Origin of the sequence: Exiguobacterium sp. s50, assembly GCF_018618175.1 — a bacterium.
GTDB classification, from domain to species: domain Bacteria; phylum Bacillota; class Bacilli; order Exiguobacteriales; family Exiguobacteriaceae; genus Exiguobacterium; species Exiguobacterium chiriqhucha.
On record NZ_JACSLP010000003.1, the window covers coordinates 58248 to 80093 of the forward strand.

The 21846-nt window shown below is 50.3% G+C and carries 21 protein-coding genes and 1 other annotated feature; of the genes, 6 read left to right on the plus strand and 15 right to left on the minus strand.

Translation table 11 applies throughout. The annotated features are described in order from the left end of the window. Positions 1-798 carry an NAD kinase gene (locus tag KNP68_RS04825; protein WP_021066960.1) on the minus strand — a complete coding sequence of 266 codons (798 nt, stop codon included), beginning with the start codon at positions 796-798 and terminating at the stop codon, positions 1-3. An 11-nt stretch (positions 799-809) separates the two neighbouring features. Next, positions 810-1454, minus strand: coding sequence for a GTP diphosphokinase (gene yjbM, locus KNP68_RS04830; protein WP_021066959.1), 645 nt, complete (start codon positions 1452-1454; stop codon positions 810-812). A gap of 107 nt (positions 1455-1561) precedes the next feature. Here yjbM and KNP68_RS04835 point away from each other — a divergent pair, with 107 nt between their 5' ends. Continuing rightward, the gene (locus KNP68_RS04835) at positions 1562-2143 is read left to right on the plus strand and encodes a CYTH domain-containing protein (RefSeq protein WP_214713874.1); all 582 of its coding nucleotides are present in this window, start codon (positions 1562-1564) and stop codon (positions 2141-2143) included. Positions 2144-2465: 322 nt separating this feature from the next. Next, positions 2466-3002: a DsbA family protein gene (locus tag KNP68_RS04840; protein WP_236355671.1), complete on the plus strand. Its 537-nt coding sequence runs from the start codon at positions 2466-2468 to the stop codon at positions 3000-3002. A gap of 221 nt (positions 3003-3223) precedes the next feature. On the opposite strand, the gene pepF is transcribed toward KNP68_RS04840, so the two are convergent. From pepF to cls, 3 genes are read right to left on the minus strand one after another with little or no spacing between them, the layout of a single operon-like run. Then, positions 3224-5026 (minus strand): oligoendopeptidase F, encoded by a 1803-nt coding sequence (gene pepF, locus KNP68_RS04845; RefSeq protein ID WP_131471117.1) that lies wholly within the window; start codon positions 5024-5026, stop codon positions 3224-3226. A 17-nt stretch (positions 5027-5043) separates the two neighbouring features. Then, positions 5044-6105 (minus strand): competence protein CoiA, encoded by a 1062-nt coding sequence (locus KNP68_RS04850; RefSeq protein ID WP_214713876.1) that lies wholly within the window; start codon positions 6103-6105, stop codon positions 5044-5046. Positions 6106-6117: 12 nt separating this feature from the next. Continuing rightward, positions 6118-7629: a cardiolipin synthase gene (cls, locus tag KNP68_RS04855; protein WP_029595781.1), complete on the minus strand. Its 1512-nt coding sequence runs from the start codon at positions 7627-7629 to the stop codon at positions 6118-6120. An 81-nt stretch (positions 7630-7710) separates the two neighbouring features. On the opposite strand from cls, the gene KNP68_RS04860 reads away from it, so the two are divergent. Beyond that, entirely contained in the window at positions 7711-8433 is a 723-nt protein-coding gene (locus tag KNP68_RS04860) for an SDR family NAD(P)-dependent oxidoreductase (RefSeq protein ID WP_021066953.1), read from the plus strand. Positions 8434-8470: 37 nt separating this feature from the next. Here KNP68_RS04860 and KNP68_RS04865 read toward each other — a convergent pair whose 3' ends face one another. From KNP68_RS04865 to KNP68_RS04880, 4 genes are all read right to left on the minus strand, one after another. After that, entirely contained in the window at positions 8471-9703 is a 1233-nt protein-coding gene (locus tag KNP68_RS04865; RefSeq protein WP_214755759.1) for a DUF2254 domain-containing protein, read from the minus strand. Between the two features lie 66 nt (positions 9704-9769). Further along, a complete protein-coding gene (mecA, locus tag KNP68_RS04870) occupies positions 9770-10423 on the minus strand; it encodes an adaptor protein MecA (protein WP_214798920.1) in 654 nt (217 codons plus the stop codon). A gap of 180 nt (positions 10424-10603) precedes the next feature. Then, a complete protein-coding gene (gene spxA, locus KNP68_RS04875) occupies positions 10604-11002 on the minus strand; it encodes a transcriptional regulator SpxA (protein ID WP_015881217.1) in 399 nt (132 codons plus the stop codon). Positions 11003-11181: 179 nt separating this feature from the next. Further along, complete coding sequence (locus KNP68_RS04880) at positions 11182-11319, minus strand: hypothetical protein (RefSeq protein WP_198922699.1); 138 nt, start codon at positions 11317-11319, stop codon at positions 11182-11184. Between the two features lie 220 nt (positions 11320-11539). Between KNP68_RS04880 and KNP68_RS04885 the strand changes: the two genes are divergently transcribed. Continuing rightward, the gene (locus tag KNP68_RS04885; protein WP_021066949.1) at positions 11540-12073 is read left to right on the plus strand and encodes an HD domain-containing protein; all 534 of its coding nucleotides are present in this window, start codon (positions 11540-11542) and stop codon (positions 12071-12073) included. A gap of 72 nt (positions 12074-12145) precedes the next feature. On the opposite strand, the gene KNP68_RS04890 is transcribed toward KNP68_RS04885, so the two are convergent. The 5 genes from KNP68_RS04890 to KNP68_RS04910 all read right to left on the minus strand — a co-directional run bounded on the left by KNP68_RS04890 (position 12146) and on the right by KNP68_RS04910 (position 18064). Continuing rightward, positions 12146-13096 (minus strand): ABC transporter ATP-binding protein, encoded by a 951-nt coding sequence (locus KNP68_RS04890; RefSeq protein ID WP_214798923.1) that lies wholly within the window; start codon positions 13094-13096, stop codon positions 12146-12148. Further along, positions 13096-14169, minus strand: a complete 1074-nt coding sequence (locus tag KNP68_RS04895; protein WP_114165401.1) for an ABC transporter ATP-binding protein — start codon at positions 14167-14169, stop codon at positions 13096-13098. The genes KNP68_RS04890 and KNP68_RS04895 overlap by 1 nt, the downstream gene beginning before the upstream one ends. Before the next feature lie 24 nt (positions 14170-14193). Next, positions 14194-15219, minus strand: a complete 1026-nt coding sequence (gene opp3C / locus KNP68_RS04900; protein WP_305796976.1) for an oligopeptide ABC transporter permease — start codon at positions 15217-15219, stop codon at positions 14194-14196. Then, complete coding sequence (gene opp3b / locus KNP68_RS04905; protein WP_214798926.1) at positions 15219-16145, minus strand: oligopeptide ABC transporter permease; 927 nt, start codon at positions 16143-16145, stop codon at positions 15219-15221. The genes opp3C and opp3b overlap by 1 nt, the downstream gene beginning before the upstream one ends. Positions 16146-16447: 302 nt before the next feature. Beyond that, positions 16448-18064 (minus strand): peptide ABC transporter substrate-binding protein, encoded by a 1617-nt coding sequence (locus tag KNP68_RS04910; RefSeq protein WP_214798929.1) that lies wholly within the window; start codon positions 18062-18064, stop codon positions 16448-16450. A gap of 272 nt (positions 18065-18336) precedes the next feature. Here KNP68_RS04910 and KNP68_RS04915 point away from each other — a divergent pair, with 272 nt between their 5' ends. Both KNP68_RS04915 and trpS read left to right on the plus strand, forming a co-directional pair. Beyond that, positions 18337-18705: a DUF3899 domain-containing protein gene (locus KNP68_RS04915; RefSeq protein ID WP_214798932.1), complete on the plus strand. Its 369-nt coding sequence runs from the start codon at positions 18337-18339 to the stop codon at positions 18703-18705. A 46-nt stretch (positions 18706-18751) separates the two neighbouring features. Next, positions 18752-18959: a binding site (T-box leader), on the plus strand. Between the two features lie 47 nt (positions 18960-19006). After that, on the plus strand, positions 19007-20008 hold the full coding sequence (gene trpS / locus KNP68_RS04920) for a tryptophan--tRNA ligase (RefSeq protein ID WP_214798935.1): 1002 nt from the start codon (positions 19007-19009) through the stop codon (positions 20006-20008). A 115-nt stretch (positions 20009-20123) separates the two neighbouring features. Here trpS and KNP68_RS04925 read toward each other — a convergent pair whose 3' ends face one another. Continuing rightward, positions 20124-21782, minus strand: coding sequence for a peptide ABC transporter substrate-binding protein (locus KNP68_RS04925; RefSeq protein WP_214798939.1), 1659 nt, complete (start codon positions 21780-21782; stop codon positions 20124-20126). Between the last annotated feature and the right edge of the window lie 64 nt (positions 21783-21846).

The window sequence follows — 21846 nt, forward strand, 5'->3', positions numbered from 1 at the left end:
TTACTTCCCTTCTTCAATGAACGATTCGCGGACCCGTCGCCAAAATGGGAACGGCCGGAACCGGGCAAACGTCACTTTTTCTTTCGCGACCGCACAGCGGATGGAGCGCACGTTCGACCACGACAACGCTTCTTGATGATCGAACGCAAGTTCAAACTCGGTTTTCGTGTGCGGAGCAATCTTCACTTGATGATGTTTCGGCAATAAGAGCGGTGACCCGATCGTGCGGTACACCAAGTTGTTAATCGACGCCATCTCCGTCACTTGAATTGCCTCGATGGACGGATGGACGATGGCCCCGCCGAGCGCTTTGTTATAGGCCGTCGACCCGGACGGCGTCGAGATACACAACCCGTCGCCCCGGAACGTCTCGAAGTAATCATCGCGAATCGATAAGTCACAGACGAGTGTGCGCTTATAGTTTTTAATCGTACATTCGTTCATGGCGAGCTGTCGATCGGTCGTCCCATCCTCGTAATCGATGAGTACCTCGACAAGCGGGTATGACACCGGTTCGAACGACTCGCTTGTAATCATCTCCGTCAACTCATCGAGTTCATCCGGTTGCCAGTCGGCGTAAAATCCGAGATGGCCTGTGTGGATGCCGACGAGCAACGTCTGATCGAGCCGGTCGATATACTCGTGGAACGCCTGCAGCATCGTCCCGTCGCCTCCGACTGAGACGACAATGCGTGGCTCTTTCGAAACCGAATGCCCCGCTTCGGTCAATTTATTCGTCAACTCTTGCGCGATGTCAGCCGACCGCGCGTCTCCCCGTGCTACAATCGCAAACTGCATGCCGTGGCCCCCTAGTCTTGGTCCGTCTGGACGTTCATTTCTTTATCCCGGAACACTTGCTGTGCATCTTGAATCTCGACGCGAAGCTGGCTCATCTCGGCATCCAGCAAGAACGCCGCCTCGGCCGCTCGCCGCAGACGCTCTTGAACTTCGAGCGGCATATCCCCGTCGTATTTATAGTTAAGCGAATGCTCGATTGTTGCCCAGAAGTTCATCGCGAGCGTCCGTACTTGGACCTCGACGAGTGTCGGGAACTCGCCATGAATCGTTTGCACCGGGTACTCGAGAATCAAATGGTACGAGCGATAGCCCGATTCCTTTTGGTTCGTGATATAGTTACGTTCCTCGACGATTTTAAAGTCGGTCCGATGATGGAGCAGTTCGAGGACGTGGACGATATCGTCCACGAATTGGCACATGATGCGGAGTCCGGCGATATCTTGCATCTCCGTCGACAATTTATCATAAGGAATCTGCTTTCGCTTCGCCTTCTCGAGGATGCTGCCGACCGGTTTCACTCTTCCGGTGACAAACTCAATGGGAGAATGGTCATTTTGAGATTTATATTGCTTTCGAATCGCCTTGAATTTCACTTTCAGTTCATCGACCGCGATTTGATACGGCACTAAATATTGATCCCAATCCATGGATTGCATATGCTGTCACCACTTTCGTTCGTATCGGAAAGCCCTGCTTTTTCCGTATGTATCCGATTGTATGGTATCATAAACCAACAATTGTTCATAGAATGGAGCGATGATTTATGACCCAAGAAGTGGAAATTGAATTTAAATCGATGTTGACAAAAGACGAGTACGAAATGTTGCTCGCCGCCTACGATTTGACAGACGAAGTGAAATGGCAAGCCAACGACTACTTTGACACGCCGACGTTCGAACTGAAGAACCATGGTGCCGCCCTTCGCATCCGTGAGAAAAAGAACGGCCAAGTGCTGACACTGAAGCAGCCGCATGAAGTCGGCTTGCTCGAGACGCACGCCGCCATCAACGAAGAGGAAGCCGAGAACTTGTTCAAATACGGCATCATCCACGATGATCAAATGACGGCCGCGCTCGCTCCATTCAACTTGTCTGGACCGCTCGAACACCTCGGCCGTCTCGAGACGAAACGGGCCGAAATCGCGACACCGGACGGCCTACTCGTCCTTGATGAAAGTCATTATTTGGAGATTCACGACTACGAAATAGAATTTGAAGTGACCGACGAGGCGAGAGGGAAAATCGCTTTCGAACAGCTCCTTCGCGAGCATGGCATTCCTCTTCGTCCCGCTAAAAATAAAATCGTTCGATTCATGGAAGAAAAGGTGCGTCGAAATCAAGGTTGAGCAGATACGTTGCCAACCTTTTTTTTTCGTTGCTACAATGAGCATACGATATATTTGATTTTTGTTTACGAGAGGAGGCGACACAATGGAACTAGAACAATGTAATGAGTCATCCTGTTCACTGGAAGAATCTCCTATCCAAGCAACCTATAAACCATTAGAGTTATTCTATTTCATGGACATTTCTGATCCAGATGGACTTCATGTGATGACGCTCATTAAAAAGCTCGAACTTGAATACGGGCATTTGATTCGTTTCCGTATGGTTTCGACGGTTCCTAGTTGTGTTGGCGGATGTCAAGAAGAGGTTCGCCTTCTCACGATGATTAAGGCTATGGAGTTACAAGGGAAACGTCATGCGATGCGCTTCTTACGCCATCTGCATATAAACGATATCTTTTTGAAGGATGGCTCTAGCGACAGCGACTTGTGGGAAATTGCCCGCTCGTTCGTCGATTACGGGCTCGACATCGAGGAGTTGGCGGCCGATATCCAATCCAATCAACTGCTCAGCGCTTTAGCTGTTGACCATGAGATCTTAAAAGATTGGGAAATTGAGTCACTTCCTGCTTTGACGTTCGTCACGCGTGACGAAGCACTCAAAATCGAAGGATTGTACCCGTATGACGTCTATCAGGCCGTCATGGCCGAACTGCTCGGTTACGTCCCAACCCGGGAGTCCGAGTGGAACGTCGAGAAAGTATTGGGGCGCTACGATGCCTCGACCATCACCGAGCTCGCCTTCATCTTGGAGCTCGAGAAGCCGGTCATCGAGAGAGAACTGAAAAAACTGTCACTCCAGCAACGGTGCCGACCTGTTCCAGGTTGCAGCGGACAAGCTTGGGCGACGAATAAATGACACAACAAAACCCACGGCCGGGGAGCCGTGGGTTTTTTGCGATGTTCTCCGCGGGGACGGAAAACATCACGACCCGAGTATCTATACAGATCACAGGTTGGGAGAAAGTTTACGGTCAATAAAGGGGTTTGTGATTGATTTCACACTTATAATATACCGAGACGGGCGCCACGTGACAAGCACTTTGTTCATATTGTCACATAATGTTCACGCCATACTTCTTATTGAAATAATAACGTCTCCATTTCGTCGAGGACGGCCTCGAACTGATCGAGTGCTGCGAGCACCGGCGCTTTCGTCGTCATATCGACGCCGGCCGCCTTCAATACTTCAATCGGATAGTCGCTCGAACCGGCCTTCAAGAACTTGTCGATGTAACGACGGACAGCTGGTTCGCCTTCTTCCATGATCTGTTGCGACAACGCGGCCGATGCTGAGATCCCTGTCGCGTACTGATAGACGTAGTAATTGTAATAGAAGTGCGGGATACGGGCCCATTCAAACGCAATCTCACCATCGATAACGAGTTCGTCTCCGAAGTATCGCTTGTTGAGCTCGAGATACGTCTCATTCAAATACTCAGGTGTGAGCGAGACGCCTTCTTGGGCCGCTTTATGAATCATGTGCTCGAACTCGGCGAACATCGTCTGACGGAACAGTGTGCCCCGGAACGTTTCGAGCTGATTGTTCAACAGATAGAGCCGCTCCTGGCGGTCCGTGCGCGTCTTCAACAAATAATCGTTCAAGAGCGCCTCGTTCGTCGTCGAAGCCACTTCAGCCACGAAAATCGAGTAGTCCCCGTACGGATACGGCTGCGTCGCACGCGTATAATGGCTATGGACCGAATGGCCGAACTCATGGGCGAGCGTGAACAAGTTGTTGACGTTGTCCTGCCAGTTCATCAAGATGAACGGTTGCGTGTCGTACGCGCCTGATGAATAGGCGCCACTACGCTTACCACGTGTCTCACGAACGTCGACCCAACGTGAAGCAAGTCCGTCTTTGACGATTTGGACGTACTCGTCTCCGAGCGGCGCGAGCCCCTCGACCATCAAGTCTTTCGCTTCGGCATACGGAATTTTCATGTCCACGTCTTTGACGAGCGGCGTATACAAGTCGTACATATGCAACTCGTCCACACCAAGTGCCCGTTTCCGGAGCGCGACATAACGGTGCAACAAGTCGAGACGTTCGTTCACCGCCTCCACGAGCCCGTCGTATACGGATTCTGGAATGGCATTATGATGAAGCGCCGCTTGGCGGGCGCTCTCGAACTTGCGGACCGTCGCATAGAAGTTGTCTTTTTTCACGCTACCTGACAACGTCGAGGCGAACGTGTTCAAATATTGCTCGTACGTCCCGTACATCGCCTTGAATGCGCCTTCGCGGACGCTGCGGTCACTTGATTCGAGGAAGGTGATATAGCGGCCATGCGTCAATTCGACGTCTTCGCCTTTCTCGTTCTTCACTTTCGGGAACTTCAAGTCGGCGTTGTTGAGCATGCCGAACGTCGAGCTCGACTGCCCGAGGACGTCACCGGCTTGGGCGAGAATCGCCTCTTCCGCTTCCGTCAACACGTGTGGACGTTCTTGTGCCAACTCGTCGAACGCGTGGCGATAGACGTTGAGTGACTCGTGCTCACTCATGAACGCCTCGATTTGGCTTTCGTCGATGGCGAGCAGCTCTGGCGTCATGAACGCGAGCTGAGCCGAGATTTGGGCGGCGAGAGAACCGGCACGGTCGTTCAGTGCCTGATAATGGCTGTTCGACGTATCCTCGTCGTAGCGCATATGGGCGTATGTATACAGCTTATGCAATTGACGCGAAATGTCGTCGCGCAGTTGCAGACCTGCGAATAAAGAAGCCGCTGATTCTCCGAGTTTCCCTTTGAACTCGACCAAGGCCGGTACGCTTGCTTTTAGCGCCTCAAAATCTTGTTCCCAAGCTTGATCGTCTGCATAAATCGTCTCTAAGTTCCACGTCTCCTCGACGGGTACTTGTTGTCGTGTAAGTACTTCTGACATATGTCCACTTCCTTTTCTTAGTTTGTATACGATTTCGCCATGAATCGCTGAAACCCTTGAAAGTATCGAAAATCGTGAAGCAACGCCGTGTCTAACGTCTTAGGCACGTGCCAATCGCGCACCGCCTCCGTCACGTCGAATACGTTCAACAGCTGTCTCCATTGTACTTCAAACGCTTGCAGAAAGTCGCTTGTCGGGGTCACGTCGAACTGGCGGCACGTCTTCTCGATGCTCCAATTGACGGAGTCTCCGGGGCAATCCCGTCGATTCAAGTAGAGCACCGTCTGGAACATGAACGGATGGACATGGACCCCCCACAGTGACGGCAACGGCAAATAACAGTAGCTCGGTAACAACGAGGGCAACATCCCGAGCGGATACAGTCGGTTCAAGATGAGGCGGCGATACTGTGGCGTCGGATAAGGTGGCGTCATCCGCCTCCGCCGAATGACTTGGGTCCAACGATGGGCATCGAAGCCATAATATGCCGCGAACGGCGAGACATCGAACGAGGTCGCGACCTGCCATTGCCCGACGCCCGCTCGGATGGAGACCGGAAAGCCGACGAAGCGGTATAACGCCTGTCCGGTCGGGACGACCAGGCTATGTCGTCGGGCCAGTTCGGCCCGCATCCACGGTTTGAACGTTGTCACACCCCCGGGCTGCAGCCCGCTCGCCAGCCAGACGACGTCAAGTCCATTGTCGCGATAATGTTTCGTCCGGTCGACGTAAGACTCGATTGAGAGCGTGGACGCCTGGATTTCGACGACGAGCCGTGTATCGTCGCGTACTGCCACCAAATCGGCACGACGTGCGCCGATGACGACTTCTTGCTCGACTTCATACCCTTGCCCTTGAAGCCATTGCCGCACTCCCCATTTGTCTTCATGGTGTCCGGTCGACTCGCCGCATCCGCAAGGATTGACGTGGGCGAAATGGAGACGCCGTTTCACACCTTGCCTGACGATGACCCGTTCCCCGCATTCTGGGCACGAAAAAGGGGCAAACGGTTCAATCCGCCCCCGACTCAACGTAAGGGCATCCACATACCCTCCAGTTCGACCGATGGCAAATCGCATCCCGCTTCCCCCTCATAATAGTGGTGAAAACATTCGGGCCAATGATTCGACGAGTTTGATGAAGTAGGATCGTTCCGAGAACGCCCGAATCTCCAACTCGTGTGACCCTTCAAAGTCTTTATACAAATCTTGTTTGAGCTGATGGACGGAGTTCGTGTTATACAAGAGCGCGTTCACCTCGAAATTGAGGTGGAAACTTCTGAAGTCCATATTCGCCGTTCCGATTGTCGCCAACCCATCGTCGACGACGATGACTTTCGAATGCATGAACCCTTCCTCATACAAGTAAATCTTGACCCCGGCGCTGAGTAGTTCCTCAAAATATGAGCGACTCGCATAAAAGACAATTTTATGGTCCGGATAGCTCGGAAGCACGATACGGACATCGATACCTGATAACGAAGCGGTCTTGAGCGCGCTCATGATGTCCTCGTCTGGAATCAAGTACGGGGACGAGATGTATACCGACTTCTTCGCCGCATTGATCAGCGCGAAATAAATCGATTTCATCGTCTCGTACGGCTCATCCGGTCCGCTCGCCACAATCTGTACGCCGCCACTCGCACTTCGCACCGTCTCGAGCGGCTCTAGATAGAACGGCGTGAATAGACGCTCACCCGTCATGTAGTACCAGTCCTGCAAGAAGATGAGCTGGAGTTCCGACACCCCTTCCCCTCTGACGTATAGATGCGTGTCACGCCAAAAACCGAACTTCGAATGCTCGCCCAAATATTCATCTCCGACATTCAACCCGCCTGTGAACGCCTCTGTTCCATCGATGACGACGATTTTCCGATGGTTCCGATAGTTCGTCTTACTCGAAACGAGCGGCAGGACGACCGGGAAGAACGCTTTGACATGGACACCTGCTTGGCGCATCTCGTCAAAGAACGTCCCGCTCGTATGAATCGAGCCGACCGCGTCATATAGAAAGCGCACCTCGACCCCGGCCTTCGCCTTCTGAATCAAAATCCGTTGAATTTCCCGAGAAATACGATCTTCCCGGAAAATATAATATTCGAGATGGATGTGGCGGGTCGCCCCTTTCAAAGCGGGCAACAACTTCGAGAACTTCTGTTGTCCGTTCGTCAGCACTTGCGTATACGTGTTTGACGAAACGGGTAATTGATTCAGAGACGACGTCAAATGGAGCAACTTCTCATAATCGTCATGGGAGAACATGAGCGACGGCGACAACGTCATCGCCTTCTGTCGATAAGCGAGGTACGTCTCTTCGTCCAACATGGCCTTCTCTTTGAACATGCGCTTCCGGCGATAGTTCTGTCCGAACACAAAATAGGCGAACAGCCCGACGACCGGGAAGCCGAGCATGACGATGGCCCAAATGAGCGTCCGCTGCGGATTTCGATTCTCGAGCAGGATGACGAGCAGGATGCTGAACGTCGTCAAAAAGACGAGCACCGAGAACAACCCGATCACTTGCGAGCTCCAGTAATACGATAATACGGCAATGAGACCTGCGAGCAAAATCAGGGATAAAAGTACTTGTATGCGTCGCAACATATTATAAACTGACCTCGTTTCTGTCTTGTATTATCATAATTATACAACTTAACACCATCTTTTGAGGGGAGCGAACAAAATATGGGCACATTTTTGGTTACAGGAGCGACGAGCGGGATTGGACGGGCCGTCGCCCTTCGTTTGGCTGAGGACGGACATGACGTCATCGGCATCGGCCGCGACGAGACACGAGGTGCCGCACTCGAAGACGCCTCACCACGCATCACTTTCCTTACATGTGATTTAGCCGAATCCGAGCAAGTTGAAGCATTGATGGACCGCTTGATCGAGGACAAGGTCGTCCTCAACGGATTATTCAACAACGCCGCGACGTTCGGTCGTCCCGGGACACCGGAGCGGTTGCCGGCGACCGCGTTTGACGACGTATTCGAACTGAACGTGTTGGCTGTGAACCGGCTTATCCAACGCGCCATCCCGCTGTTGGCGACGGGAGGGAGCGTCGTCAATAACGCTGCAATCGTCGGCCACGTCAAATTTCCGCCGATGCTCGGTCCATACGCCGCCTCGAAAGCGGCCGTCATCGCCTTGACGAAGACGTTCGCCCATCGGATGAAAGGCAAAATACGTTTCAATGCGGTCTGTTTCGGTCCGGTCGATACGCCACTCAGTCATAAACTGTATGGCGGTGAGGCCAAATTCCAAGAGGCGATGACCCATCATTTCCGGGGACATGCCGCCAAACCGGAGGAAGTCGCACCGGTCGTCACATTCCTATTGAGCGAAGCGTCAAGCTATATTAACGGTCAAGCCATCACGGTGGACGGTGGTTATACACTCTCATAAGTACCAAAAGGGAGCGGTCACTCGAGACCCCTCCCTTTTACGTCTGTACTTTTCGGGCACGCATCATCTGATTCGTCAGAAACGCGCGTTCTCTCGGATGCAACTCTTCAAAATCGAGCGACTCCTCGAAATAGTCGATGAACTCCTCGAACGTCTCTTCGTGTGTGGCATGTGCTTCCAGTCGGGCGATTCGGATCGCCTCGAACACGGATGCCATCACAAAGATGTCATGGCTCGCATACGTCTTGATTGGGGTGAGCGCCTCGAACAACGTCGCCTCCATCGGTTTACGTTTGGCGTGCCATTCGCTCTTGTCATTGGAAAATAAGAAATCCCCTTCAGGTAATCGGCTCAGTTCTCGCAAAATGTCGCCGATGTAATGAATGGCGTGAATCGCAGTATTCGGATCGTTAATCCCGGGCGAGATGCCTTTCAACGCGATTTCACTCAATTTCTCGATGACGAAGGCCGGGTCTTGAATCGAGGAGCGAATCTCCCCAATTTGGAACACGTCGACATCGAGCGCTTCTTCTCCGAGCCAATAGCCGAGCAAGTCTCCTTTCGCCACGAAATCCCCGACGGCCACGACCGACTCGAAATCGACATCATGGCTTTCTTGTTTCTCGCTTGCGAACAATTGGATATAGCCGGTGCGCGGCGCATAGATGGCCTGGCCCTCGAACGTGTGGACCGAACGTTCGGGAACGATGTGCATCTTTCCGTCCTCCACCGCTTGCTGTTGCGTCTCGATGACGGACAACGCCTCGCGATGCAGGGCTGACAAGAGACGTTCGGCTTGAATTGAGACGCTTATCGTTTGTATGAACTTGACGAACGCCCAGATGGAACTGACGACGAGCAACACGCTGACGCCCGAGGCGAGTACGACATCCTCATCCGACGTCCGAATTAAAAATAAGTTCGTGATCCCGTACACCGTCGTCATGATGAACAAGCCGAGCGTATGTTTCGATGCCGAGTTCGTCAAAAAGTTATTGATTGTTCGTGGTGAGAACTGTGACGAGTACGTCGTCAAGACGACGAGAATCGTTGAGAAACTAAACGTCATCATCGTCATCAGACTCGTAAAGGACGAGGACAGCACGGTTGCTGCCGAATCCTTATCTAAATAGACGATTTCGGGCAACAGTTCCCGAAAGAAGTTTCCGAAGTATTGGGTCAGGAACGTCAAGGCAATCCCCCCGACCCCATATAAAAACGGGACAAACCAGGCACTATCGGCCAACATCAACTGCAAACGCTTGAACATCACGACACCTCGTTTATGTATTAGTTAGAAAAAAATCGCCTGTCCATATGAACAGGCGATTGGGGTTTAGAAATAGTGACGGACTTTAGCGAAGACATCCCCATCGAGGATAAGCTTACCGTATTCTTCGAGCATCGCTAACGTCTGCGTACTGAACGTCAAATACTCGGCCAAGAGACTCAATACGTTCTCTTCTTCCTCTGGTTCCACCTCTTCCGGGAAATCGATCCACAAGTAATACTTCTGATCGTAGTGGAACAGTTTGAGGTCGACGTTGCTTAACGTCTCTCCCGCCCGTTTGCTGAGCGAGATGATCGCCTCAAAGTCATCCGTTTCCATAGCGAGCGGAGCCCACGCCTCCTGCTCGGTTTCTTCATCGAGTTCACTCAACTGGTCGAGCACCGATTGTTGATCGCGTGCCTCATCGATTGCCGAGCGTAGGAGTGATCCGAGCTCAGAATCGTCTTCGGCGCCAATCACGTTTTTCGCGATCGTCACGGTCACTTCGAGTCCTTTTTCAAAAGCTTGTACTTGTATCCATAGTGGACCATCAAACGAGATATCTTCTCGTTCGTGCGCTTCGTCCATCATCTGCCAGAACAGCTGCTCACCACGTTCTCGGTTATACCAGATTTCATCACGAGCGAAACCGCGTTTTTCGATATCGACATACGTAATGAAAAATTTGACGGTATTGTCATTGATGCGCTCAATTTTCACGATTGTCCACTCCCTTCTCACCTCACTCCTACTTCAACAATTAAGGAGGAGAGGGGAAATTGTCTTGTTATCATAGTACCCTTTTTTTAACGTGTCAATCTATTGATGATGGGGTTGTTACTATTATTTTATCGGAAAAACGGAATAATAAAAAGCACACTGCTTAGACAGTATGCTTCCTCACTCGTTGACGAGTCGTTGCGCTTCTTGAAGTTGGAACGTCCGGACCTTGCGCGGCAAGAATCGACGAATCTCATCTTCGTTATACCCGACTTGAAGACGTTTTTCATCAATCAAGATTGGACGGCGAAGCAATCCAGGATACTCTTGAATCAAATCGTATAGTTGTTGAAGCGAGAGCGCATCGACCGATACGTCGATTTTAGAGAAAACTTTAGACCGGGTCGAGATGATTTCATCCGTCCCGTCCTCTGTCATACGTAGGATTTGTTTGATCTCATTAAGTGAGAGTGGTTCTGAAAATATATTTCGTTCCGTAAATGGGATATCATGCTCTTCAAGCCAAGCCCGTGCTTTTCGGCACGATGTGCAGCTCGGAGACGTGTAAAGTGTGACCATTTTCGTTCCTCCCTGATCAAATGTTCGTTCATCTTTTTCAAGTGACTCTATTTGTATACCCAAAAAATCGTTCACTTAATTATAATAATTCTTATCAATTGAAACTTCAATGATAACTTTTCTCACTCGGGTAAGAAAAGAGGACGCATTCTCGAGAATGCGACCCTTGATCGACCGTTCTAGGACGCCGGCATTCGAGAAACCGGTTGTGATACCGTCTCTTTGCCTGGCTTCACTTGCAAGTCTTTCAATTTCTTCTTGAGGACTTCTTTCAGAAGTTTCTTTTTCTGTTCCAATACTTTGTTACGTTCTTTCATGGTCTCTCACCCCCAACGCTAAAAGGACCGGACCGACCGTTACTGAATCTGAAAATCTTGAACTTGCACTAATCTACAATTAAATTATAGCACATTCTTATGAAAATGGTTGAACAATTTCCAAGTTTTTCATCATTTCACACGTTCCAGATTTGCTTTTCCTATTTGATTCCCGTATAGTTAATAGAAATAACCTTTGAAATCACCAAGGAGGAGAGCGATGATGAGAATTACGTTAGAGACGATTATGCAGCACCCGGTCACCCAAAAATACTTGACCCGTTCTGGCTTGAAACACGCCGTCGATGTGTGTGAACGCGCTCTCGAATTGGCGACGCGACGAGGCCTCGATACGGATTTGGCGACGAAAGCCGCCCTGCTCCATGACATCGGTCATTATGAATGGTACACCGAAGGGAAATGGAATTATGATTTGTATCGTCAAAACGATATCCATGCCATTAAAGGCGCCGAACGCGCCCACAAGCTGTTGATTCGCCTTGGCGAAGATCCAGCCCGCGCGAAAGAAATCTCGGTCATGATTTTACTTCACACCGACTCCTACTTGCCGCCCAACCGGATTCAACGGACGCCGCTCCAACAACTCGTGCATGATGCGGACACGTACGTCGAACAACCTGGCGGACTGCACCATTATGAGACGATGGACATCGAAGACGCCCTGGCCCGCGTCCGCTTGATCGATGCAGTCGTCGACCGGCTTTCGAATTTGCCACGTATCTCAAACGCCTGACACCGTCATCCTAGACGGTGTTTTTATTTGCCCAAAAAAGTCCCGCATCCGGTTGGATGCGGGACTTTTGAATTACACGAGTTGTGCTTTGTACGCTTCGTACTCTTCGTCTGTCAATGAGACGTAATGGCCTGGCTCGACTTCACGGAGTGGCGGGATGCTTGAATCCTCATCCGAACGTCCGACGGCACCGAGTGACTTCGACTCATACACGATCCGTTTACGTGTCCGCTCATGCTCTGGATCCGGAAGTGGGATCGCCGAGAGGAGTGACTTCGTATAGGCGTGGAGCGGGTTCTCGTACAAACGCGCTGCAGGAGCGAGCTCGACGAGGTGACCTTGATACATTACTCCGATTCGGTCCGAGATATACTTGACCATCGACAAGTCGTGGGCGATGAACAAGTACGTGAGATCACGGTCGCGTTGCAATTCTTTCATCAAGTTGACGACCTGGGCTTGAATCGATACGTCGAGAGCTGAAATCGGCTCATCGGCGATGATGAAGTCCGGTTCGACCGCGAGAGCGCGGGCAATCCCGATTCGCTGACGCTGACCGCCCGAGAATTCGTGCGGGTAACGGCTCGCGTGCTCTTTCGTAAGACCAACTGTCTCGAGAAGGTCATAGACGCGGTTCATCCGGTCTTCTTTCGTCTTGGCAAGACCGTGGATATCGATGCCTTCGGCGATGATATCAGCGACGGTCATACGCGGGTTGAGGGATGCATATGGGTCTTGGAAAATCATTTGCATCGCCCGGTTAAACTTCAACTTATCGGCGCTGCTCTTCTTGCCGTGGACGTTCTCACCTTTGAAGATGACGTCCCCGTCTGTTGCATCGTAAAGTCCGATGATGGTACGACCTGTCGTCGATTTCCCACATCCAGACTCACCTACGAGTCCGAGCACTTCACCTTTATAAATATCGAACGAGATGCCGTCGACAGCTTTGACGACGCGGCCTCGGCCAATTTTAAAGTGCTGCTTCAGGTCTTTTACTTCGAGTAATTTCTCGCGTTCCATTATTCAGCACCACCTTTCAAAATCGATTTCGCGAACGCGCTGTCCGGACGATACTTGAGCGCAAGGTCACGGATCGCTTTCGGCGGGCTCACTTGCGGGGCTTGTGGGTGCAATAACCAGCTCGCCGCATAGTGTGTGTCGCTAATTTGGAACATCGGTGGTTCTTTTTCAAAGTCGATTTTCATCGCATACGGGTTACGTGGTGCGAAGGCATCGCCTTTAGGTGGGTTGAGCAAGTTTGGCGGTGTACCCGGGATGGCCGGGAGCGCCTCGTTCGGGTCATCGGTCGGACGCGGCATCGATCCGAGCAAGCCCCATGCGTATGGGTGACGTGGCTCGTAGAAGATTTCGTCGACCGTCCCTTTCTCAACGATTTTACCAGCGTACATGACGGCAACGCGGTCTGCCATGTTCGCAACGACACCGAGGTCGTGCGTGATGAAGATGATCGCTGTGCCCGTCTTTTGCTGGATATCTTTCAACAGCTCTAAAATCTGAGCTTGAATCGTTACGTCGAGTGCCGTCGTCGGCTCATCGGCGATTAATACTTTCGGGTTACATGCGAGCGCGATCGCGATAACGATCCGCTGACGCATCCCACCTGACAATTGGTGCGGATATTGCTTCAGACGTGCCTCTGGGTTTGGAATCCCAACGAGTGTGAGCAATTCAAGCGTACGCTTCTTCGCATCCTCACCCGTGAGTCCTTGGTGTTGCTTCAAACCTTCGGCAATCTGTTTGTAAATCGTCATCGTCGGGTTGAGCGATGTCATCGGATCTTGGAAGATCATCGCGATATCGCGCCCACGAATTTTAAGCATTTCTTTTTCCGACAACTTCGCCAAGTCTTTTCCTTCGAACAAGATTTCTCCGTTCGTGATTTCACCTGGCGGGTTTGGAATGAGACGCATAATCGCTTTCGATGTGACGGATTTACCAGAACCCGATTCCCCAACGATGGCGAGCGTCTCGCCTTTTTTCAAATCAAACGATACGTTGCGAACGGCTTGTACCGTTCCAGCATACGTATGGAACGAGACCGCTAAGTCTCGGACAGATAAAATCGTTTCCATGCACGAGTCCCCCTGTTTCTATAATTATTTACGCATTTTCGGGTCGAACGCATCACGCAAGCCATCGGCGAGCAAGTTGAAGCTGACCATGAGCAAGACGATGATGACTGACGGGATGACGAGCAAGTACGGGAATGTCCGTAACTCTTTGTATCCGTCGTTAATCAACGTACCAAGTGATGCTTGTGGCGGTTGAAGTCCGATCCCGATGAAACTAAGGAATGCCTCGAAGAAGATGGCAGCTGGAATCGTGAACATAAGTGTGATGATGATGGCGCCGAGTGTGTTCGGAATCAAGTGTTTGAAAATCAAACGAGTACTTGAGGCACCGAGCGTACGGGCAGCCAAGACGAACTCTTGGTTTTTCAATTTCAAGATTTGACCGCGGACGAGTCGACTCATCCCGATCCAGCCGGTGATGGTCATCGCCAAGATGATGGTGAAGACACCTGGGTCAAAGATCAAGATGAACAAGATAATCAAAATCAAGTTAGGAACACCAGTCAAAATCTCAACGATCCGCTGCATGATGTTATCCGTACGGCCACCGAAGTAAGCCGAGATCCCACCGTAAGCGACACCGATGACCGTATCAACGATAGCGGCCATTAAACCGATGAAGAGCGAGATACGTGTCCCTTCCCAAATACGTGACCAAAGATCACGGCCGAGGTAGTCCGTACCGAACCAGAAGTTCTCTTCGACGTTCTTTTGTTCATAGAAGTCGATATCACGGCCACCGAGGTTGGCCATCCCGTCAAACCCAGCCCACTCAAGTCCTGTGACTTTAGGCGGGAGTTTGGCTTGTGAGATGTTTTGCGTATAAGCGTCACGGCCAGACAACATCGGGCCGAATAGCGCGAGCAAGACAAGAATGACGATAATCGATAACGACAAGATGGCTGCTTTGTTTTTCTTTAAGCGCATCCATGCATCTTGCCAGAAGTTCAAGCTTTTACCGGAAATACGTTCAGCGAGCTGTTCGTTCATCTCGACACGTTGGAACATGTCTTGGTCGAACTGCTCGAAATTCTTTTTGTTTTCAATCATCAGTTATTCCCCCCAAGACGAATACGTGGGTCAACGACTCCGTAGAGCAAGTCGACTAGTAGAATGATAATAATGAACAGGCCAGAGAAGAAGAGCGTCGTGCCCATGATGACCGAGTAATCATTCAACGTAATAGATGTGACGAACAATTCTCCGAGTCCAGGTACCGCAAAGATTTTTTCGATGACGAACGTACCAGTCAATAGACCGGCCGTCATTGGTCCAAGGATTGTGATGGCAGGAATCATCGCGTTACGCACCATGTGCTTCCAAACGATGGCATTCCCGGTCAACCCTTTCGCTTTCGCGAGCGTGACGTAATCTTGTCCGGTAACTTCTAGCATCTCGGTCCGGACGAAACGGGCAATCGATGCCGTGACCCCGAGCGAGAGCGAGATGGTCGGTAAAATCGTATGCGCCGGAGAATCCCAGAACGCAACAGGGAGTAATTGCAACTTAACCCCAACATAGTACTGAAGAAGGGCTGCAAAGACGAATGATGGGACAGAAATCCCGATTACCGATACGAACATTGAACCATAGTCAATGTACGTGTTATGACGAATGGCTGCCACGATTCCGAGCAACAATCCGACAAACGTCCCAAGCACAAGGGCTTGGATCCCTAATTGAGCTGAAGGTCCGATTCGTTCCATAATCAATTCCGTCACTGGCCGGTTGGCCGTACGGAATGATACACCAAGGTCCCCTTGCACAAGGTTTCCTAAGTATGTCGCATAACGAACTGGAAGCGGATCATTGAGTCCGTAACGGTCGTTCAAGAGCTGAATTTGTGTCTCTGTCAGTTTCTCCTGGTTTTGATAAGGCGAACCTGGAAGCAGGTCCATCAGGAAAAACGTGAACGTCGCAATCAAGAAGAACGTGATGAGGCCGTAAGTCAGCCGCTGAAGAATATAACGTCCCATAAATAAATACCCCCTGTTTTTCTAATGTGTCTATGCTTGCACCAACAGCATCACTATGACATATTTTCCTTTTCATGAATTCACAAAATGAAAGGAATTTTCTGAAAGAATAGGTCAAACGTCATCTCAAGGCTCTTAGCACAGCACATGAAAATTGAAGAATGCTTAGTTTGTAAAGTATTCTGAATTTTCACTGTTACTACATTATACTTTACCAACAAAACTTTTGAATAGTTTTTTCTCTGATTTCTAATTTTTTTTTAGAAAAGGGGGGACATGCATGGTGCATGCCCCCTTCTCATTTAGTTGATATCGACGTATTTGTACTGGTAGTCAGCACCGAATAGTTGACGGTTGAAGTTTTCGACGTTCGGACGGAGCAAGTAAGCGACACCCGCTTGGTAAAGCGGCATGATGGCTTGGTCTTGTTCAATCAAGAGCGTTTCTGCTTCTTTAAACTTGTCATAACGCGCATCGATCGCTGTTTCAGCTGATGCTTCATCAATCAATTTGTCGTATGCTGCCGACTTGTAGTTGATGTCGTTCTGACCGTTGTCAGATGTGAAGATGCCAAGGTTTGTGAGCGGATCTTGATAGTCAGGTCCCCAAAGGGCGAATGACATCTGATACTCTCCGTTCGCTTCGAGTTCGAGCTTGTTGTTGAACGGTTGTTGTGAAATGTTCACGGTCACGTTCGGCAAGTTCGATTCGAGTTGGCCTTTCATGTACTCTGAGATTTGTTTCGCTACTTCGCTATCGAATGAGAGAAGTTCGATTGTGACAGCTTCGCCGCCAGTCGCCTCTTCCCAAAGTGATGCTGCTTCGTCAGCGTTCGTCTCAAAGTGTGTCACGCCTTCTGCATAATCCGTTCCGTCTTCATACTTGATGAATTCTTTAGGGACAAACGAAGTCGTTGCGATTGAGCCGTTGTTCAAGAGTTGATCGATAATCCCGGTTGGATCGACCGCACGAGCAACTGCTTTACGGGCGTTGACGTCAGCAAAGAGTTCATCTTCGTGGTTGAACTTGAAGTACCCGACTGTTGAACGAAGACCTGTGCTGTAGTCATCGTTCTCTTGGAACGCGGCAACTTGTTCAGACGAGAGGCCGGCGTAGTCGACTTCTCCTGCTTCATACAAGTTGACGACTGTCGATGTGTCTTTGACGACACGAACGTCGACTTTCTCTAAAGCTACATTCTCTGCATCCCAGTATGATTCGTTTTTCGCCAACACGTATCCTTGCTCGCGATCCCACTCCGACCATGTGAATGGGCCGTTGTAGATGTGGTTTTCTGGTGACGTTGAGAAGTCCGCACCTTTTTCAGTGGCGAACGCTTCGTTGATTGGTGTGAACGTACCGAACGATGTGAGCGAGATGAACGATGGGTCTGGACGCTCGAGTGTGACTTCAAGTGTCTTCTCATCGATTGCCTTCACACCGAGCTCTTCTTTTGGAAGCTCTCCCGTGTTGATGGCTTCGGCATTTTTAACCGTGTTCATGATGTACGCATATTGTGAACCTGTTTCAGGATCCACAGCGCGTTGCCAAGCGTAGACGAAGTCGTTCGCTGTGACAGGTTCGCCGTTTGACCATTCCGCGTCACGAAGTGTGAACGTGTAGACCGTTTCGTCTGCACTCACTTCTGGTTCTCCTGCGGCGATAGCTGGAACGGCATTTCCGTCTTGGTCAAGACGATAGAGACCTTCCATCGTGTTGGCGATCAAGTTGAACGCCACAGCGTCCGTCGCGAGCGCCGGGTCAGCTGTTGTAATGTCAGACGTGTCCGTCAAGCGGAGAATCTTTTCTCCGTTCGAAGACGAACCGCCGTCAGAGTCTCCGCCAGTCGAGCAAGCGGCGAGCACTGAACCGAGTGCCAAGATGAGTGTCATCATGAGCAAAATCGATTTTTTCTTCATTGCGATGTCCCCTTTCTGTATCGTGAAGCATGGCGTTTTGTCGGACCGTAACATCTTACTTTTTCTTTAATTTTCTGAATATTTCATTTTGTATCCGACACAAGAACGTTAGGGCTATTGTAAAAAATTTTTAATCAAACTGTCAACTCCCCAATAAACCGCTGTCATTTTTGACACGAACTTCTCGCCATATATACCGAACAACGGGTATCATAGAGCCAAAGGGCGGATGACTCGAAGAAGCGCATCCACATTGAAAGGAGTTTGTCACATTGAAAAATTTTAGAAGTATATTAATCGTTTGGGGAATTGTCACAATTGCCTATACGATTTGGTCCACTGTCTCCTACTATCAAGACGAGACGTTCTGGTTCCATTTGAGCGGCGGCTTGTTCGTGGCCGGCATCCTCGTCTTCGCCGTCGGTATGTTTTCTCATATGGGTGCCACCGGGTTATTCGACGGATTCATGTACGGGTTCAAACGCAATCGCCGGGCCAAGCTGAAAGAAATCGATCCGGACTACGAGGAAGACGAAGAAGCGTCACCGGAAGAACGAGCCGACCAAAGACGATCGGCGTGGCGTTGGGTGTACGTCGGTGTCGCGAGCGTCATTCTTTCCTACGTGATCACGCTCGTTTGACCTTCCGATTTCGCGGTCGATATGCTACACTATGGCTAGAACAATAGGAAACACAAGGAAGAAGACAAGTACCTCGAATCCCCTTTCCCCCAGAGAGTCTACGTTGCTGCGAGTAGATGGAAAGCGTCGAGCGAATGGACTTCGGAGTGGCTCGCCTGAAAGAGAGTACGGCGAGACGGTCACGCCCGTTAACGCGATCAAGTGGCATGAGTTTCATGCAAATTTGGGTGGCACCGCGGTTATTCGTCCCGATTTATCGGGCGGGGAACCGTGGTTTTTTATATTCTCTGGAGGTGCAATCATGGCAAAAATCTTTTCTGGCATTAAACCGACCGGCGTCGTGACGCTTGGTAACTACTTAGGCGCGATGAAACAGTTCGTCGAGTTACAAGAAGAACATGAAGCGTTTTACTGTGTCGTCGATCTCCATTCCATCACGGTTCAACTCGACCGCGTCGAGTTAATGGATAACACGCGCAAGCTTGCGGCACTCTATCTTGCTTGCGGACTCGACCCGGAGAAGTCGACGATTTTCGTCCAATCGGAAGTGAAGGCCCACGCCCAACTCGGATGGATGTTGACATGTATCGCCGGCATGGGTGAACTGAGCCGGATGACACAGTATAAAGACAAATCACAGAACAGTGAAAACATCGGCGCTGGCCTGTTCGTCTACCCAACATTGATGGCGGCCGACATTCTCTTGTACGGCACGGAACTCGTCCCGGTCGGCGATGACCAAAAACAACACGTCGAATTGACGCGTGATTTAGCCGAACGCTTCAACAAGCGATACTATGAGACGTTCACGATTCCTGAGCCGCTCATTCAAAAAGAAGGCGCACGCATCATGAGTTTGACGAACCCCGTCAAAAAGATGTCGAAGTCAGATGCGAATGTGAAAGGATTCATCTCGATGCTCGATGAGCCGAACCTCATCCGTAAGAAAATCAAGAGCGCGGTCACGGACTCGAGCGGTGTCATCAGCTTCGACCGCGAGAATAAACCGGGCATCTCGAACTTGCTTGAGATTTACTCGCTTTCGACTGATACCCCAATTGATGAACTCGTCGAGCGTTACAAAGATTCGAATTATGGAACGTTCAAGCAAGACGTCGCCGAAGCGGTCGTCGCCATGCTCGAGCCGATTCAGAATCGCTATCACGAACTCGTTGACTCAGCTGAGCTCGACGCCATCCTCGATGCGGGACGTGAGAAAGCAGAAGCCGTCGCCAACAAAAACCTCGCCAAAATCGAGAAAGCGATGGGGCTCACCCGGAAACGGGCCAAAGTGAAGAAATAACATGAAGCCGCCTTTTATAATCAAAGGGCGGCTTTTTTGTGCAAAGTGGCTCAAATTGAAGGCACAAAAAAAGAGACAGGCGTCCCCGTCTCTTTTTTTGTATGCTTGTTGTTTCTTATTGCTCTTTGCCTTCGATGTAAGCCCACTTGTACGAGTAGTCAGCGCCGAACGCGTGCTCAACGATTCCTTTAACGTATGGCTTCGTGAGGCGAGCCGATCCACGTTGGTAAACTGGTGAGATCGCGTTCTCTTCAAGAACGATTTTCTCTGCAGCTTGAAGGTCAGCCCAACGCTGTTCAGCATCTGTGCTTGATTTCGCAGATTCGATGAGTTTGTCGAATTCTTCGTTCGACCACTTACCACGGTTGTATGGTCCGTCAGTGACGAAGAGGTCAACGAATGTCATTGGATCCTGGTAGTCAGGGCCCCATCCAGCGAATGTCAACTCGAACTCACCTTTGTTCTCAAGGTCAAGTTTGTTGTTGAACGGTTGTTGCTTGATTGTAAGCGTAATGCCTGGAAGGTTCTTCTCAAGTTCACCTTTGATGAACTCACCGATTTGCTTCGCAGATTCTGAGTCATAGTTGAGGAGCTCGATTTCGACAGAGTCTTGACCGATTTCTTCAAGTCCTTTTTCCCAAAGTTCTTTCGCTTTGTCCACATCGTAGCCGCCGATGTCGCCGTTCGCTTCACGGAAGTCTGCGCCGTCTGGTCCAGTTACGAAGTCTTTTGGTACGAGGAAGTTGGCAGGGATTGAACCGTTCGCAAGGAGCGTTTCAGAGATCGCTGCTTTATCGTATGCCGCGTCGATCGCGTTACGGATGTTTTGGTTGTCGAGTGCTTCAACCGCAGTGTTGAACTGGAGGTAGAAGAGTGTTGGCTCAAGGACAGTCGAGAAGTCTTCGTGGTCTTGGTATTGAGCAACGAGTTCAGAAGTCAAACCAGTGCGGTCAACGTCGCCGTTTTCGTACAAGTTAACACCTGTTGAAACTTCTTTAACGACTTTAACGTTGATTTCGTCAAGTTTGACGGCTTCAGCATCCCAGTAGTCGTCGTTTTTGACCATTTTCCAGCCTTGCTCGCGCTCCCAGCTTTCGAGTTTGAACGGTCCGTTGTAGAGAGTTGTCTCTGCAGATGTACCGAAGTTCTCGCCTTGCTCTTTGTCGAACGACTCAAGTTTAGGCATGAATACGCCGAAGCTTGTGAGACCGAGGAAGTACTTAGCTGGTGCAGTCAATTTAACTTCAAGTGTCTGCTCATCAGTAGCTTTGACGCCGACAGCGTCCCGCTCACCTTCACCTGTGTTATAGGCTTCAGCACCTTCGATGATTGACATAACGTAAGCGTATTGTGATGCGTTGTCCGGGTTAAGGACTTCTTTCCAAGCGTATTCGAAGTCGTTAGCCGTTACAGGCTCGCCGTTAGACCAAGTTGCGCCTTCACGGATTTTGAACGTGTACGTTTTCCCGTCTTCAGAAACTTCGTGTGACTCCGCGATCCCTGGTGTCGGGTTATCTTCGTCGTCCATACGATAGAGACCTTCGTTAACGTTGTTCAAGACGTTGAATGAAACTGCGTCTGTTGCAAGCGTTGGGTTAAGTGAAGGGATGTCTGAGCTATCGAGCAAGTTGAGGACTTGCGCTTCATCAGTATTTTCTGATGCATTATTATCAGTTGTTGCTCCCTCTTCCTCACCTGTCGAACATGCCGCTAGGAATGCGCTAGATAGAAGTGTTACCGACGTTGCTAAAGCAAAACCTTTTTTCTTATTCATTGCGATGACCCCCTGATTTTTTTCGTTTTAACGAAATGAACGATGGTAGAAAATTCTGATAGTT

What these genes read in the sequence shown, in the direction of transcription:
- opp3C (WP_305796976.1), bottom strand. Translation starts at nt 15,219, where the DNA reads ATGATTGAAAACAAAAAGAATTTCGAGCAGTTCGACCAAGACATGTTC.
- KNP68_RS04925 (WP_214798939.1), bottom strand. Translation starts at nt 21,782, where the DNA reads ATGAATAAGAAAAAAGGTTTTGCTTTAGCAACGTCGGTAACACTTCTA.
- KNP68_RS04835 (WP_214713874.1), top strand. Translation starts at nt 1,562, where the DNA reads ATGACCCAAGAAGTGGAAATTGAATTTAAATCGATGTTGACAAAAGAC.
- yjbM (WP_021066959.1), bottom strand. Translation starts at nt 1,454, where the DNA reads ATGCAATCCATGGATTGGGATCAATATTTAGTGCCGTATCAAATCGCG.
- KNP68_RS04840 (WP_236355671.1), top strand. Translation starts at nt 2,466, where the DNA reads ATGATTAAGGCTATGGAGTTACAAGGGAAACGTCATGCGATGCGCTTC.
- spxA (WP_015881217.1), bottom strand. Translation starts at nt 11,002, where the DNA reads ATGGTCACACTTTACACGTCTCCGAGCTGCACATCGTGCCGAAAAGCA.
- KNP68_RS04885 (WP_021066949.1), top strand. Translation starts at nt 11,540, where the DNA reads ATGATGAGAATTACGTTAGAGACGATTATGCAGCACCCGGTCACCCAA.
- KNP68_RS04850 (WP_214713876.1), bottom strand. Translation starts at nt 6,105, where the DNA reads ATGCGATTTGCCATCGGTCGAACTGGAGGGTATGTGGATGCCCTTACG.
- KNP68_RS04890 (WP_214798923.1), bottom strand. Translation starts at nt 13,096, where the DNA reads ATGGAACGCGAGAAATTACTCGAAGTAAAAGACCTGAAGCAGCACTTT.
- opp3b (WP_214798926.1), bottom strand. Translation starts at nt 16,145, where the DNA reads ATGGGACGTTATATTCTTCAGCGGCTGACTTACGGCCTCATCACGTTC.
- KNP68_RS04880 (WP_198922699.1), bottom strand. Translation starts at nt 11,319, where the DNA reads ATGAAAGAACGTAACAAAGTATTGGAACAGAAAAAGAAACTTCTGAAA.
- pepF (WP_131471117.1), bottom strand. Translation starts at nt 5,026, where the DNA reads ATGTCAGAAGTACTTACACGACAACAAGTACCCGTCGAGGAGACGTGG.
- KNP68_RS04910 (WP_214798929.1), bottom strand. Translation starts at nt 18,064, where the DNA reads ATGAAGAAAAAATCGATTTTGCTCATGATGACACTCATCTTGGCACTC.
- KNP68_RS04895 (WP_114165401.1), bottom strand. Translation starts at nt 14,169, where the DNA reads ATGGAAACGATTTTATCTGTCCGAGACTTAGCGGTCTCGTTCCATACG.
- KNP68_RS04860 (WP_021066953.1), top strand. Translation starts at nt 7,711, where the DNA reads ATGGGCACATTTTTGGTTACAGGAGCGACGAGCGGGATTGGACGGGCC.
- trpS (WP_214798935.1), top strand. Translation starts at nt 19,007, where the DNA reads ATGGCAAAAATCTTTTCTGGCATTAAACCGACCGGCGTCGTGACGCTT.
- cls (WP_029595781.1), bottom strand. Translation starts at nt 7,629, where the DNA reads ATGTTGCGACGCATACAAGTACTTTTATCCCTGATTTTGCTCGCAGGT.
- KNP68_RS04865 (WP_214755759.1), bottom strand. Translation starts at nt 9,703, where the DNA reads ATGTTCAAGCGTTTGCAGTTGATGTTGGCCGATAGTGCCTGGTTTGTC.
- KNP68_RS04825 (WP_021066960.1), bottom strand. Translation starts at nt 798, where the DNA reads ATGCAGTTTGCGATTGTAGCACGGGGAGACGCGCGGTCGGCTGACATC.